Genomic DNA, 14,940 nt, shown 5'->3' with positions numbered 1-14,940 from the left:
CTTCTTTTTATTTGAGTTAAGTATATTTTTAATGTAATGGTATAATATTTATATAATAAAAAATGAATAAAGAAAGGAATTTTAAATTATGTGGATATTATATGCTTTTGGATCTGCATTTTTTGCTGGAGCAACATCAATTTTGGCTAAGGTAGGAGTTAAGGATGTTGATTCGCATGTGGCTACTGCAATAAGAACTATTGTAGTATTAATTTTTTCATGGATTATGGTGTTTATAGTAGGTTCACAAGGCAGTATAGGAGAAATTAGTGAAAAAACTTTTATATTTTTAATTTTATCAGGATTTGCAACAGGGGCATCATGGTTATGTTATTTTAAAGCATTACAATTAGGTGATGTAAATAAAGTAGTTCCTATTGATAAAAGTAGTACAATTTTAACTATGATATTAGCCTTTATTTTTTTAGGGGAAAATATAACTATAAACATGATAATTGGAATGATATTCATAGGAATTGGGACTTATTTAATGATTCAAAAAAAAGAAAATGCAAAAAAGAAAGTTAAGAGTAATGCATGGTTAATATATGCAGTATTATCAGCTTTATTTGCTTCGTTAACATCTATATTGGGTAAAGTAGGTATAGAAAATATTGAATCAAATTTAGGAACCGCAATAAGAACAATAGTTGTACTTATTATGGCATGGGTTATAGTTTTTATAACTAAAAAGCAAGGGGATATTAAAAAGATAGATAAAAAAAGTTTAAGGTTTTTAATTTTATCTGGAATTGCAACAGGAGGTTCGTGGCTTTGTTATTATAAGGCTTTACAAGATGGACTAGCATCTATAGTTGTTCCCATAGATAAACTTAGTATTTTAGTAACAATAACATTTGCTTATGTTTTTTTAAAGGAAAAATTATCAAAGAGAGCTATAATTGGTTTAGTTCTAGTTGTAGTTGGAACACTTTCTTTATTGATTAAGCTGTAATAAAGCATTATTAGATATTTTATATAGTTGAATAAAATATAATTTCTCAATTAAAAAGAAATATATTACATGGATAATATCAGCTAAAAAGCAGGAAACGAAAGATAAAAGATTAATAGAAGCTATAAAAAAACTAAATAATAAAGAAAAAATTAAGTAGTGTATAAATCCTATGAGAAATCATAGGGTTATTTTTATATAAGATTATTAATAAGATTATATAGAACTACTTTATAAGGTGAATAATAAATTATTAAAAAGGATAGTTTATAGATTGTTAATAAGTATAGGAGGGGAGAGTTGAAGTGTATACTTTATACCAATGGATTCTTTTATTTTACATTTATTGCTTCGCTGGTTGGGTTTGGGAATCGGCTTATGTATCAATAAAACTTCATAAGTGGATAAATCGTGGATTTTTAAAAGGCCCATTTTTACCCATTTATGGATCAGGAGCAATAGTTGTATTAATTTCAACAGTTTTAATAAAAAAATATACTATTTTAGTATTCATTATTGGAATGATTTCAGCAACTATATTAGAATATATTACAGGAGCCATAATGGAAAAGTTATTTCATGTTAGATATTGGGATTATAGTGAAAAGAAATTTAATATAAATGGATATATATGTTTAGTGTCTTCTCTAGCGTGGGGTTTTTTTTCACTAGCTTTAGTATATTTAGTAAATCCGTTAATAGAGCCCTTTATTATTAGTATATCTGACAAAATAATAGAAGTAATTGTATATGTTATAACTATATTTGTTACAATTGATGCAGTTCAAGCTTTTAATAATGCAATGGATTTAAAAAATGTTTTAGTTAAAATAACGGAAAGAAACGAACGTATATATATTATACGAAAGAGACTAGAAGTTGTTGAGGCTTTTATTAATAGTGATGTTAAGGAACTACAAGGCAAATTAATGGATAAGTTAACATTACAACAAGAGAAAAATTTAAGTAAAAAAGAAACTAAAAAACAAATTATTGAAAAATGTATTAAGAGTAATTTGGCTACAACAGAGGAGAGGATAATAGAATTAGTAGAAAGAGTATCCAAATATGTAACTAATATTGATAAGATATTTTCGAAAGAAATTACAAACAAAAGCTATTTAAAAGAAGAGTTTTTAGAGTATTTAGATAAGCTAAAGAGGGATGAGAGTTATATTCATAACACGGAGAATAGAACATATTTAAATTGCATTAATATGTTACGTAGGAATCCAAGCGTTAAGGCAAGAGAACATGAAGAAGCAATGGAAGAATTAAAAAAAATAAATGAAAGTTTTGAAAAAAATATAAATAACAAAAGAATTTAATGAGGTAAATAATGGAATGTAAGGTTAAAAAGAGATATGCAGCATATTTTGAAAAATTTAAATGTATAGGCGGAAAATGTAGTGATAGTTGTTGTGTTGGATGGAATATAGATATAGATAAAATAACATTTAAAAGATATTTTAAAGTTAAAGATACAGAAATGAGAAAAATGTTTCAAAAGAATGTTCAAAATAATGAGAGATGTAGTAGTGAGGATGTTGATTATGGAATAGTTAAATTAAAAAAGGATAAGAGATGTCCTTTCTTAGATAAAAAAAACTACTGTATTATTCATTCAAAATTAGGTGAAGATTATCTCTCAAATGTTTGCACATGTTTTCCGAGAGTTACTAATAAGGTAAATGATACTTATGAGATGTCTCTTGATGTGGCATGCCCAGAAGCTGCAAGACTTATTTTATTAAATGAAGAGGGAATAAGATTTGTAAGTAAAGAAGAAAAACTAGGAAAATATATAATATCAGCACAAGTAGATACAACATTGAAGGAAGTTAAAAACACTCCATTAAAATATTTTAAGGAAGTAAGAGATTTTTGCATAGAAATAATTCAAAATAGGCAATTTAAACTAAGTGAAAGGCTTTATGTTTTAGGAGATTTTATAAATAAACTAGATGATGGCTTTGAGAATAATTCAAATGAGATAGTTAAATTTATAAATGAATATGATGTTAAAACAACACTTAAAGAGTATAAAGATGAAGATATAAATTCCTTATTAGGAAATAGCAATATGAATTACATCATACAAATTAACTTTTTTATGAAGATGCTTAAAATTTTAAAAGTAGATAAGGAAATCGAAAGTGTTTCTTTCAAAAATTATACAGAAACAATGTTAAATGGGTATAATATTCAGGATGACGAATCTATAAGTAAAAATTCACATTTATATATAAAGGCATTTAAAGAGTATGAATATATTTTAGAAAATAAATATGACTATATATTTGAAAATTATTTAGTTAATTATATATATAATAATATGTTTCCTTTTAATGAAGTAATATCATTATTTGATACTTATATAATGTTATTAATGAGAGTTAGCTTTATTAAATTTTACTTAGTAGGATTATATTTAAATGGTGAGGATAATGATAACAAAAAAATAGCTGAATTTATACAAGTGTTTTCAAAAACCATTGAACATCATAAAAGTTTTTTAATGGATTCTTTAGCATATATAAAGAGAAATGAACTTAATAATATAGAATTTGCCAAGATGCTTTGATAAGAAGTTTTTATAATAAAATAATAAATTTAATATAATAATTATTGACTTGGAATTATTTATATTAGATAATATTATAAAAGAAAATAGAATTAAATTTAAAGATAATGATAAGGAGTAGTACTTAAATATATTATTTTTAGAGAGCTAAGGGTTGGTGAGACTTAGTAATAATAATTTAAAGAAGCAGCCTTTGAATCGCTTACTGAGAACTAAGAATTTTTCTTAATGTAGGTAAAGCCGTATTTTCCTAACGTTAAAAGGAATAAAACATTATAATTATTATATATATAATAATTATAAAAGTTTTTACTGAGTGAGTAAAGAAATTTACTTATTAGGGTGGTACCGCGGAATAATAGCTTCGTCCCTTTTTATGGGGATGGGGCTTTTTTTATTACTTAGAAATTAGGAGTTTCTATATTAACTACTAATCAAAAGCAATTAATTTGAAACTAATTTTTGGAGGGTTATTTATGGAAGAAATTTTAGAGATTTTGGAACAAAATAGTAGATATAGCGATGAGCAAATAGCAGTAATGGCAGGAAAAACAGTAGAGGAAGTTAGAGAAGCTATTAGAGATTATGAAGAAAAGAGTATAATAGCGGGATATACTACTCTTATAAATTGGGAAAATACAGGTAAAGAAACAGTTACAGCTCTTATTGAAGTAAAGATAACACCTCAAAGAGGAGAAGGTTTTGATAAGGTAGCTGAAAGAATATATAAATTCGATCAAGTTAAGGCATGTTATTTAATGTCTTCAGGTGGATTTGATCTTACAGTAATAGTAGAAGGAAAAACTATGAAGGAAGTTGCAATGTTTGTATCTCAAAAATTAGCTATTCAAGATAATGTAATTGGAACAGCTACACATTTTGTATTAAAGAAATATAAGGATCATGGAACTATATTTAAAGAAAAGAAGGGTCCAAATAGGGAGGTAATATTTATATGATATTAGAAAATATGATAAGAAAAGAAGTAAGAGAGATGCCTCCTTCAGGTATACGAAAGTATTTTGATATAGTTAATGAAATGGAAGGTGTAATATCTTTAGGGGTAGGTGAGCCAGATTTTGTTACTCCTTGGAATGTAAGAGAAGCTGGAATATATTCATTGGAGCAGGGTGATACTCATTATTCTTCTAATGCAGGGTTTATAGAACTTAGAGAAGAAATAGCAAAATATTTATATAGAAAATTTGATTTAAAATATGATCCAAAGGATGAAATATTAGTAACAGTTGGTGGAAGTGAAGGGATAGATATAGCACTTAGAGCGTTAGTTGGACCTGGTGATGAGGTAATAATTCCAGAGCCGAGTTTTGTTGCATATAAGGGATGTACAGCTTTTACAGGAGCAACATCTAAAATAATTAATCTTAAAGCAGAAAATGACTTTAAATTAACAGCACAAGAGCTGGAAGCGGCTATTACTGAAAAAACAAAGGTTGTTATCATTCCGTTCCCTAATAATCCAACAGGTGCAATAATGACTAGGGAAGAATTAGCTCCACTTGTTAAAGTATTAAAAGATAAGGATATAATAGTAATTTCAGATGAAATTTATGCAGAATTATCTTATGATAAACAACATGTATCTATAGCAAGTTTTCCAGAAATTAAAGAGAAGACTCTTGTTATAAATGGATTCTCTAAGTCTTATGCAATGACTGGATGGAGACTTGGATATATCTGTGGACATCCGGTACTTTTAGATGCCATGAAAAAGATCCATCAATATGCAATAATGTGCTCACCAACAACAGCACAATTTGCAGCTATTGAAGCTTTGAGAAATGGTGATGAAAGTGTTAATAAAATGGTGAAAGAATATAATAGAAGAAGAAGAGTTCTAGTTGATGGATTTAGAAAATTAGGTTTAGATTGCTTTGAACCACTTGGAGCATTTTATGTATTCCCTTGTATTAAATCTACTGGGTTAACATCAGATGAATTCTGTGAAAGACTTTTATTAAAAGAAAAGGTGCTTGCAGTGCCAGGAAATGCTTTTGGAGAATGTGGAGAAGGATTTATTAGAGCATGTTATGCTTCTTCTATGGAAAATATAATAGAAGCTCTTAAACGAATTGAAAAATTCTTGAATGAAGAAGTTAAAAAATGCTAATTAATACTTATTTGAAATAGCACAAAATAGAATAGTGTTTTATATGAATGTTGATTTGAAAATACAGAAATGAATATTAAATTTATTTCTGTATTTTTTTTGTAATAAAAGGTATTGACATAAAGTTAACTTTACCCTGTAAGATAAATTTGTTGATTAAATTTAAGAAGATAATAAAATAAATTTTTTTAAGTTTTAGTAAAAATTAAATTATATGACAGTATATTAACAGGGTAAATATGGAAGGTAATATCTTAAATAAAATAAATGAGCCAAAGGATTTAAAAATCCTTAATAATGAAGAATTAAATTTATTAGGAGGAGAAATTAGAGAAGTATTAATTAAGAAAGTAAGTACAACAGGTGGACATTTTGGACCTAATTTAGGAATGATTGAAGCAACTATTGCATTACATTATGTATTTAACTCACCAATAGATAAAATAGTTTATGATGTTTCACACCAATCATATCCACATAAGATTTTAACAGGAAGAAAAGAAGCATTTATTAATCCAGAAAAGTTTTCAACTATAACAGGATATACATCTCAACATGAAAGTGAACATGATTTCTTTACAGTAGGTCATACTTCAACTTCAGTTAGCTTAGCTTGTGGATTAGCTAAGGCTAGAGATGTAAAAGGTACTAAGGAAAATATTATTGCTGTAATTGGAGATGGTTCTCTAAGTGGTGGAGAAGCTTATGAAGGGTTAAATAATGCAGCAGACTCAGGAAAAAATATAATAATAGTAGTAAATGATAATGATATGTCTATTGCAGAAAATCATGGTGGATTATACAAAAACTTAGCAGAGCTTAGAAAAACAAATGGAATGGCAGAAAATAATTTGTTTAAAGCACTAGGGTTTGAATATCATTATGTAGAAGAAGGAAACAATATTCAAGCGTTAATAGAAGTGTTCAATGAGGTAAAAGATACAAATCATCCAGTTGTAGTTCATATTCACACCATTAAAGGTAAAGGATACGAAGAAGCAGAAAAAAATAAAGAGGCTTTTCATTGGGTAATGCCATTTAATTTAGAAAATAAAGAACAAGGTATAATTGATTTTCCGGAAAGTTACACTGATATTGGAGGAAAGTTTTTAGTTGAAAAAGCTAAAGAGGATAAAAAAATTGTAGCAATAACAGCAGCAACGCCAGGACCTGTTGGATTAAATTATTTTAGAGGAGAAGAAAGTCTTAAAGAACAATATGTGGATGTAGGAATAGCAGAAGAGCATGCAATAGCATTTGCATCAGGAATAGCATCACAAGGAGGAAAACCAGTAGTATCATTATTAAGTTCATTTATTCAAAGGACATATGACCAATTATCACAAGACCTTGCAATAAATAACAATCCTGCACTTATAATGGTTTCTTGGGCTGGAATAAATGGGGGAGATGTTACACATTTAGGAGTGTTCGATATACCATTAATATCTAATATACCTAATATAGTATATTTAGCTCCTACAAATAAGGAAGAATATCTTGCTATGATGGAATGGGGAATAGAGCAAAAGAATCATCCAGTAGCTATACGTGTACCAAATGGGGATGTTATATCAACAGGAATTAAGGTTGAAGCAAGCTTTAATAAATTAAATGTTTATGAAAAAACTATAGATGGAAGTGATGTTGCAATTATTGGACTTGGTTCATTTTATGAACTAGGAAAAAGAGTTCACGAAAAATTAAAGAATGAAAGTGGTATAAATGCTACATTAATAAATCCTAGATTTATTACAGGAATTGATAAAGAGTTATTAACAGAACTACTAGATAATCATAAGTTAGTAGTTACTTTAGAGGATGGAATTCTTGATGGTGGTTTTGGTGAAAAAATTACTAGATTCTATGGAGATAAAGAAATTAAGGTATTAAATTTTGGCGCAACAAAGGAATTTACTGATAGGGTACCATTAGAAGAATTATACGAAAGATACCATTTAACCGAAGAATTAATTGTTGGTGATATTAAAAATATATTGAAATAATAACTATTATAATAAAATACCTTAAAGGAAGGTGTAGTTATATGATATATACAATTAAGCAGGTAGCGGAAATTATGGGAGTTTCAGTACCAACGCTACGATATTATGATAAAGAAGGGCTACTGCCCTTTATTGAAAGAAAGGAAAATGGAACTCGTTTATTTAAAGAATCAGATTTAAAGACTTTAGAAATAATATCGTGTATGAAGAAATCTGGAATGCCTATAAAAGATATTAAGGTGTTTATTGATATGTGTATAGAAGGGGATAGCACTTTAGAAAATCGCTTAGATATATTTATTAAAAGAAAAGAAGTTGTTAAGGAACAAATGGAAGAGCTCAATAAAATAATGGATGTAATTGAACATAAAATTTCATACTATGAAAAAGCTGTTAAGGCAGGAACAGAAGAAATTCATAAAAAAATAATATAAATTTAAAAGTAAAAAGTTAATTAATAATAGTAGAGTAGAGTTAAATTATTACGATAATTATAATCTATTCTACTATTTTTTTAGCATAAGATTAAAATTGCTTTATTAAGCGATAGATATGGTTAGTTGCAATTGTTCATATTATGAATAATTATGATTAAATAATATCGAAAATAAGAATATAAGTGATGGTATTAAAATAAATATTCTTTAAATGAACTATTAACAAAGAAAAAACTTGATTTTTGCTCAAAAAATGGATAAAATAAAATCATAAACTATGAATTTGTTGGGAGGTAATTAATTATGAGTAATATTAAATTTCCAGAGAACTTTTTGTGGGGAGGAGCAACAGCTGCAAACCAATTTGAAGGTGGATATAGAGAAGGTGGAAAAGGATTAAGTACATCAGATGTTATGACAGGTGGAACTCACAGTACAGCAAGAAGAATAACTCCAGAAATTGAAGAAGGAACATATTATCCAAGCCATGAAGCAATAGATTTTTATCATAGATATAAGGAAGATATAGCATTATTTGCAGAGATGGGATTCAAGACTTTTAGATTATCTATAAATTGGACAAGAATATTTCCAAATGGAGATGAACTAGAACCAAATGAAGAAGGATTAAAATTCTATGATGATGTATTTGCTGAATTAAAAAAATACAACATAGAACCATTAGTAACAATATCTCATTATGAAACACCATTTGGATTAACAAATAAATGGAATGGATGGTTAGGAAGAGAAACCATTGATTGTTATTTAAGATATTGTGAAACTATATTTAATAGATATAAAGATGTAGTTAAATATTGGTTAACATTTAATGAAATAAATATTTTAACTCATGGACCAGCAGCTGCCTTTATGGGTGCAGGAGTAATGTTTGATGAAATTAGAGAATTAAAATTTGGTGCAGCTGAAGATAATCATTATCAAGAATGTTTCCAAGCTTTACATCATCAATTTATTGCAAGTGCTAAAGCTGTTCAGTTAGGACACTCTATTAATCCAGAATTTAAAATTGGATGTATGATTGCATTTGGAAAGTTATATCCATATACTTGTAGTCCAGAAGATGTATTATTAGCTCAACAACAAGAAGAATTCTCGAATTTCTTATGTAGTGATGTACAAGTTAGAGGAGCATATTCAGGATTTGCTAAACGTTTCTTTAGAGAAAACAATGTAGATATTAAGATGGAAGAAGGAGATTTAGAGACTCTTAAAAATGGAACTGTTGATTTCTATACATTTAGCTACTACATGACAAACTGTGTAAGTAATAATCCAGATCTTGAAACTACAGGTGGAAACTTATCAATGGGCTTAAAGAATCCTTATCTAGAATCAAGTGATTGGGGATGGCAAATTGACCCAATAGGATTAAGAACCACTTTAAATGAAATCTATAATAGATATCAAATTCCAATGATGATTGTTGAAAATGGATTAGGTGCAGTTGATAAAGTAGAAGAAGATGGATCAATCAATGATGACTATAGAATTAAATACTTAAAATCCCATATTGAACAAATGAAAGAGGCAATTGGTGATGGTGTAGAACTATGGGGATATACTCCATGGGGCTGTATAGATTTAGTAAGTGCTGGTACTGGTGAAATGAAGAAGAGATATGGATTTATCTATGTTGATAAAAATAATGATGGTACTGGAACTTTAGATAGATCAAGAAAAAATAGTTTTTATTGGTACAAAAAAGTAATTGATAGTAATGGTGAAGAGCTATAAAATAAATGAACTTATAGGTTTGATTTGATATAAAATACATCACTGCGATATAAATCAGTATATAAGATTTATATCGTAGTTGTATTTTTAATTAAATAATTTTTAAATTCATTTTCTATTTTAGATAATTTTTTATTTTTCAAATGAACCAAACATAAATTACTAGATATTTTTTCCTTTATAAGTACAATAGAAATATTCGTTTTATCAAAGCACTCAACGGTTTTCCTCATAAGTGGTGAAATTCCCATTCCAGCAACGACAAGTCCTAATATATTTTCTATTCTACTATTAAAACAAACTACATTAGGTTCGAATGAAAACTTTTTACACTGGCTAACAAAAAAATAATAAACTCCAGAGTTTTTTCCTAAAGAAATAAAATTTTCATTTGATAATTCTGAAATAGAAACATATTTCTTTTTTGAAAGAGGGTGAGTTTTAGGGACAATTAGTACAAGTTCATCTTGAGCTAATTGTGTAATATCTAAATTTGAATAATCTAATGTATCACTTCTTAAAAAGGCAAAATCTATTTTTTGAGATAACAACAAATTAAGTATTTCAGAATGTTCACCTTCGTGAAAAATTAATTGTAAATCTGTAACTTTGCTATTAAAGCGTCCAATAAGATTAGCAATGTTATATTGATTTATTACTGGAATATAGCCAATAGACAATTTAGGAAAAGAAGAAGTGAATTTATTCATATCAATTAATAATTCATCGTAGTTATTAACTATATTTAAAGAATATTTTTTTAAAGTAATTCCAGCATCAGTTAAATTAATATGCCTAGTACATCTTTCAAAAAGTACACAGTTAAGTTCTACTTCTAATTTTTTATATGTTTAGATAATGAAGATTGAGATATACATAATTCTTCAGCAGCTAAGGAAAAACTATTATATTTTTCTACACTTAAGAAGTATTTTAAACTTTCTATGTTCATAAGTTAATCACCGTCATTTCTATAAGATACTTATATTATATCATGATAGTAATTAATTTATTGAAAGAGCTTTAATACTTATTCCAAATTGGAATAAAAATATATCAATTAAGGAATTGTTATTAGAGGATAGGCTAAATATAATTTCAGTATATAGTAGTAACTTTAAAAAGATTTTTAATAATAGGAAAATTTAAAATGATAAAAATAGAACGTAATTATAAAAGTATAAATATAAAATTAGAAGTAATATTCGATAGGAATAATTTATGTGTATTAATATAGATGATATATTAAAGTAATACATAGATGGTTCTTACCGACTATTGCAATGAAATTTTCCGAGAATTAAAAGTTGAATTTTTTAAAGTTGCTACTAATAAAATTGATGTTAAAAAATGAATTTAATTATAGGAATTACGGGGACAACAGCTACTGTAAAGTATTAGATTGATTTAATATAGATATAGGAAATGATTTAAGATGGAGAGAAAAAGAGTATGAATAAAATAGAGATTAATGATTTAAGAAGTGCTATTGAGTATTTAAAAAATGTTAAAGGACAATTAGTTAAAAGTGATGTTGAAGTAAATTCACATGGAGAGCTTGCAGGAGTATATAGATATATTGGAGCTGGAGGAACTGTAAAGAGACCAACAAAGATAGGTCCAGCTATGATTTTTAATAATATTAAAGGACATAAAGATGCTAAAGTTATAATAGGACTTTTAGCTAGTAGGGAAAGAGTTGGGATGCTTCTAGATTGTGCACCTAAAAGATTAGGTTTTTTATTAAATGAAGCAGTAAAAAATCCAATAAATCCAATAATAATAGATAATGAGAAGGCACCATGCCAAGAAGTTGTACATTATGCAACTGATGAAGGATTTGATATAAGAAAAATATTACCTGCACCTACAAATACTGAGGAAGATGCTGGACCATATATAACTTTAGGAATGTGTTATGCAAGAGATCCTGAAACTGGGGAAGGTGATGTTACAATTCATCGTTTATGCTTACAAGGAAAGGATGAATTATCTATGTTCTTTACACCGGGAGTAAGGCAGTTAGATGCATTCCGTAAGAAAGCAGAAGAAAGTGGAGAAGCACTACCAATATCTATTAGTATAGGCGTTGACCCTGCAATTGAAATAGCATCGTGCTTTGAACCACCAACTACACCAATTGGATTTAATGAATTATCTATAGCTGGAGCAATAAGAAATAAACCTGTTGAAATGGTTAAATGCTTAACTGTTGATGAAGCTGCAATCGCAAGAGCTGAATATGTAATTGAAGGTGAATTAGTACCTAATAAGAGAATAAGAGAAGATAAGAATACAAACACTGGAAAGGCAATGCCTGAATTTCCTGGTTATACAGGTGAAGCTGCTAAAGAATTACCCGTAATTAGAGTAAAAGCAATAACTCATAGAAAAAATCCAATAATGCAAACTTGTATAGGACCTAGTGAAGAGCATGTTAATATGGCTGGAATTCCAACAGAAGCAAGTATAATACAGATGGTTGAAAAAGCAATGCCAGGTAGACTTGTAAATGTATATGCTCATCCAGCAGGTGGGGGAAAATATATGGCTATATTACAAATTAAAAAGAGTATTGCTAGTGATCAAGGGAGAGAAAGACAGGCAGCACTATTAGCATTATCAGCTTTTTCCGAATTAAAAACTGTAATATTAGTTGATGAAGATGTAGATCCATTTGATAGTAATGATGTTTTATGGGCATTAAATACTAGGTATCAAGGTGATATTGACACAATATTTATTCCAGGGGTAAGATGTCACCCATTAGACCCTTCACAAAGTCCAGAATATAGCTGGACTATTAGAGATAGGGGAATAGCTTGTAAAACTATATTTGATTGTACTGTACCTTATGAATTAAAAGATAAGTTTAAGAGAGCTAAATTTACTGAAGTAGATTTAGAAAAGTTTAAAATAGAAGAATATAAATAATAGTAAGTAAGGGACATGAAAGTAACTTTTGATGTCCCTATTAAATAGTTTAATACATTAATATTTAATTCTAGATTTTTCGTTATTTATATTTTATCAATATGAATGTATGTTGTATTTTATATTATCAGTAATTTTTTATATTATAAAAGACTTCATAAGGAACTGCAAAAGTGCCATTACCAATTCCGATATCATTATTTGGCCTATAAGATCCATGAAAATCAGTTCCACCAGAAGGAATCAGTTTATATTTTTTGATTAAGTAATCTACAAATCTATAATCATCATCATTAAAGGTTGGATAATACTTTTCAATACCTCTAAGTCCTAAGGAAATCAGATATTTAATATGTTCTTCAACTTTGGATTTATTGATATTTGAAAAACCATTCCTATTATTATAGTGAGCTAAAATTGATACTCCACCTGATTTGTTAATCATATTAATTGCTTCTTCAATAGGAATTAATTCATTTTTTCCATATGGTATAGGATCTAAATAAGTATTCCAAATTAATTTACTATTATTACAGATATTATTATCTATAAGATACTTATGAATATCATGTCTAGATATAAATTCATCAAGCTTTTTTTCTTTTAGAATATTAATATCAATACTTAAGTTATGTTTATACTTCAAATACTTAAGAGTGATGGGAAGAGATTCTTCTCTAGCTTTCTTCATTTTAATATATGGATTTAAAAAATTCACATTATTAATATCCATTCCTAAACCTAATATATGTAGCATTCTACCATCAGGATATAGTGCACTAATTTCAATTCCCGGAATGAAATTTATACCATATTTTTTTGAGGCTATATTAGCTTCAAGTATTCCTGAAATGCTATCATGATCTGTTAAGGATAACGCTTTTACATTATTTTTAAACGCAGCTTGTACTACTTCAGTAGGACTACATGAACCATCTGATATAAGAGAATGTGTATGAAAATCAACTAAATTTACCATATAATCACCTCAAAATAATTATATCATATAAGAATTTGAATAATACTGTAATATAAATCAAAATATAGAAAATAAATTTGAGTTATTATAGTATAATAAAATATAGTGAAGAAGATAAATGATACATAAATCAGTATTATGGAAAAGGAGAAGCATATGATAAAGTTAATTGCATCAGATATGGATGGAACATTATTAAATGATGAACATACTATATCTGAAGAAAATATAAAGGCTATAAAGATAGCAGAAGAAAGAGGATGTCATTTTACAATAGTAACAGGAAGAGATTATAGTGGCGTCAAGAATTTTTTTCAAGAGTTCGATTTAAAATGTGAATGTATTTTAAGTAATGGAGCAGAGTATAGGGATATTAATGGAGATGTAATTGAAAGAATAACCATTGATAATGATACTGTAAGAAAGATAGTACAAGTGATGATGGAAGCTAATGTTGCTATTGAAATGTTTACTGAAGATGGCATGATTATAATAAATGAAGATATTTATAAAGAAAGTTTATTACAAAGATTTAGAAGATATAATAAGGGAAAAACAGATTTAGAGATTATTGAAATAGCAAGAAATATGTATGATACTTGGAAACCTGAGATGATTAAAGATGTAGAAGGATTTTTAGATAGTAATACAGATATATTAAAGATAATGACATATCATGAAGATGCTCAGTATATTAAGGAACTTAAAGAAAAATTAAAGAATATAGAAGGTGTTGCAGTAGCATCAACATTTGCAAATGATATAGAGATAAGTAATATACAAGCTCAAAAAGGATTAATACTAGCAAAAGTTATAGAAAAAATGGGTATAAAAAAAGAAGAGGTTATAGTTCTTGGTGATAGTTTTAATGACTATTCTATGTTTACAGAGTTTGAAAACTCTTTTGCTATGGAAAATGCAATACCTGAAATAAAAGAAATCGCAAAATATATTACAGATAGCAATGATAATGATGGAGTTGCAAAGGCCATTTATAAAGCTTTAGAATGGAAATAACATAAGATAAAAACATATTATAAAAGTAACCTTGATTTAATAAAATCTCTATAAGCTTTATTGAAAAAAAGCTTATAGAGATTTTTAATTTTTAAAATAAGATTTTTAAATGGTGTTAATCAGATAAATATAATAAAGT

General features: G+C 27.5%; 14 protein-coding genes and 1 other annotated feature. Of the genes, 11 read left to right on the top strand and 3 right to left on the bottom strand.

The window, feature by feature from the left end; all coding sequences use genetic code 11:
• Positions 1-88: 88 nt before the first annotated feature.
• The 9 genes from LPC13_RS09765 to LPC13_RS09730 all read left to right on the top strand — a co-directional run bounded on the left by LPC13_RS09765 (position 89) and on the right by LPC13_RS09730 (position 9,871).
• The gene (locus LPC13_RS09765) at positions 89-955 is read left to right on the top strand and encodes an EamA family transporter (RefSeq protein WP_005212506.1); all 867 of its coding nucleotides are present in this window, start codon (positions 89-91) and stop codon (positions 953-955) included.
• 31 nt (positions 956-986) lie between these two features.
• A complete protein-coding gene (locus tag LPC13_RS17005) occupies positions 987-1,115 on the top strand; it encodes a YdeI/OmpD-associated family protein (protein ID WP_083875385.1) in 129 nt (42 codons plus the stop codon).
• A 145-nt stretch (positions 1,116-1,260) separates the two neighbouring features.
• The gene (locus LPC13_RS09760) at positions 1,261-2,283 is read left to right on the top strand and encodes a putative ABC transporter permease (RefSeq protein WP_005212507.1); all 1,023 of its coding nucleotides are present in this window, start codon (positions 1,261-1,263) and stop codon (positions 2,281-2,283) included.
• An 11-nt stretch (positions 2,284-2,294) separates the two neighbouring features.
• Entirely contained in the window at positions 2,295-3,539 is a 1,245-nt protein-coding gene (gene fliB / locus LPC13_RS09755; protein WP_005212509.1) for a flagellin lysine-N-methylase, read from the top strand.
• 98 nt (positions 3,540-3,637) lie between these two features.
• Positions 3,638-3,914: a binding site (T-box leader), on the top strand.
• Positions 3,915-4,015: 101 nt separating this feature from the next.
• Positions 4,016-4,498 carry an Lrp/AsnC family transcriptional regulator gene (locus LPC13_RS09750; protein WP_005212511.1) on the top strand — a complete coding sequence of 161 codons (483 nt, stop codon included), beginning with the start codon at positions 4,016-4,018 and terminating at the stop codon, positions 4,496-4,498.
• Positions 4,495-5,670, top strand: coding sequence for an aminotransferase class I/II-fold pyridoxal phosphate-dependent enzyme (locus tag LPC13_RS09745; RefSeq protein WP_005212517.1), 1,176 nt, complete (start codon positions 4,495-4,497; stop codon positions 5,668-5,670). The genes LPC13_RS09750 and LPC13_RS09745 overlap by 4 nt, the downstream gene beginning before the upstream one ends.
• Before the next feature lie 239 nt (positions 5,671-5,909).
• The gene (locus LPC13_RS09740; protein ID WP_005212521.1) at positions 5,910-7,676 is read left to right on the top strand and encodes a 1-deoxy-D-xylulose-5-phosphate synthase; all 1,767 of its coding nucleotides are present in this window, start codon (positions 5,910-5,912) and stop codon (positions 7,674-7,676) included.
• Between the two features lie 41 nt (positions 7,677-7,717).
• A complete protein-coding gene (locus tag LPC13_RS09735) occupies positions 7,718-8,110 on the top strand; it encodes a MerR family transcriptional regulator (RefSeq protein WP_005212523.1) in 393 nt (130 codons plus the stop codon).
• A 306-nt stretch (positions 8,111-8,416) separates the two neighbouring features.
• Complete coding sequence (locus tag LPC13_RS09730) at positions 8,417-9,871, top strand: glycoside hydrolase family 1 protein (protein WP_005212525.1); 1,455 nt, start codon at positions 8,417-8,419, stop codon at positions 9,869-9,871.
• 68 nt (positions 9,872-9,939) lie between these two features.
• Here the strand turns inward: LPC13_RS09730 and LPC13_RS09725 are convergent, their stop codons facing one another.
• Positions 9,940-10,581: a LysR family transcriptional regulator substrate-binding protein gene (locus tag LPC13_RS09725; protein WP_234088772.1), complete on the bottom strand. Its 642-nt coding sequence runs from the start codon at positions 10,579-10,581 to the stop codon at positions 9,940-9,942.
• 125 nt (positions 10,582-10,706) lie between these two features.
• Positions 10,707-10,823, bottom strand: coding sequence for a LysR family transcriptional regulator (locus LPC13_RS09720; RefSeq protein WP_005212533.1), 117 nt, complete (start codon positions 10,821-10,823; stop codon positions 10,707-10,709).
• 500 nt (positions 10,824-11,323) lie between these two features.
• On the opposite strand from LPC13_RS09720, the gene LPC13_RS09715 reads away from it, so the two are divergent.
• Positions 11,324-12,805, top strand: a complete 1,482-nt coding sequence (locus tag LPC13_RS09715; protein ID WP_005212542.1) for a UbiD family decarboxylase — start codon at positions 11,324-11,326, stop codon at positions 12,803-12,805.
• Positions 12,806-12,932: 127 nt separating this feature from the next.
• Here LPC13_RS09715 and LPC13_RS09710 read toward each other — a convergent pair whose 3' ends face one another.
• A complete protein-coding gene (locus LPC13_RS09710) occupies positions 12,933-13,784 on the bottom strand; it encodes a PHP domain-containing protein (protein WP_005212545.1) in 852 nt (283 codons plus the stop codon).
• A gap of 156 nt (positions 13,785-13,940) precedes the next feature.
• Here LPC13_RS09710 and LPC13_RS09705 point away from each other — a divergent pair, with 156 nt between their 5' ends.
• The gene (locus LPC13_RS09705; RefSeq protein ID WP_040419123.1) at positions 13,941-14,801 is read left to right on the top strand and encodes a Cof-type HAD-IIB family hydrolase; all 861 of its coding nucleotides are present in this window, start codon (positions 13,941-13,943) and stop codon (positions 14,799-14,801) included.
• The last annotated feature ends 139 nt before the right edge of the window (positions 14,802-14,940 follow it).

It is taken from the genome of Clostridium celatum (genome assembly GCF_021412605.1).
In the GTDB taxonomy this organism is placed as follows: domain Bacteria; phylum Bacillota; class Clostridia; order Clostridiales; family Clostridiaceae; genus Clostridium; species Clostridium celatum.
The sequence above is the reverse complement of the archived record's forward strand: the minus strand, read 5'-3'. Positions and strand labels throughout refer to the sequence as shown.

Excerpts from the sequence above, each read along its gene's own strand:
- LPC13_RS09765 (WP_005212506.1), top strand. The coding sequence starts at position 89 with ATGTGGATATTATATGCTTTTGGATCTGCATTTTTTGCTGGAGCAACA.
- fliB (WP_005212509.1), top strand. The coding sequence starts at position 2,295 with ATGGAATGTAAGGTTAAAAAGAGATATGCAGCATATTTTGAAAAATTT.
- LPC13_RS09750 (WP_005212511.1), top strand. The coding sequence starts at position 4,016 with ATGGAAGAAATTTTAGAGATTTTGGAACAAAATAGTAGATATAGCGAT.
- LPC13_RS09745 (WP_005212517.1), top strand. The coding sequence starts at position 4,495 with ATGATATTAGAAAATATGATAAGAAAAGAAGTAAGAGAGATGCCTCCT.
- LPC13_RS09740 (WP_005212521.1), top strand. The coding sequence starts at position 5,910 with ATGGAAGGTAATATCTTAAATAAAATAAATGAGCCAAAGGATTTAAAA.
- LPC13_RS09735 (WP_005212523.1), top strand. The coding sequence starts at position 7,718 with ATGATATATACAATTAAGCAGGTAGCGGAAATTATGGGAGTTTCAGTA.
- LPC13_RS09730 (WP_005212525.1), top strand. The coding sequence starts at position 8,417 with ATGAGTAATATTAAATTTCCAGAGAACTTTTTGTGGGGAGGAGCAACA.
- LPC13_RS09725 (WP_234088772.1), bottom strand. The coding sequence starts at position 10,581 with ATGAATAAATTCACTTCTTCTTTTCCTAAATTGTCTATTGGCTATATT.
- LPC13_RS09720 (WP_005212533.1), bottom strand. The coding sequence starts at position 10,823 with ATGAACATAGAAAGTTTAAAATACTTCTTAAGTGTAGAAAAATATAAT.
- LPC13_RS09715 (WP_005212542.1), top strand. The coding sequence starts at position 11,324 with ATGAATAAAATAGAGATTAATGATTTAAGAAGTGCTATTGAGTATTTA.
- LPC13_RS09710 (WP_005212545.1), bottom strand. The coding sequence starts at position 13,784 with ATGGTAAATTTAGTTGATTTTCATACACATTCTCTTATATCAGATGGT.
- LPC13_RS09705 (WP_040419123.1), top strand. The coding sequence starts at position 13,941 with ATGATAAAGTTAATTGCATCAGATATGGATGGAACATTATTAAATGAT.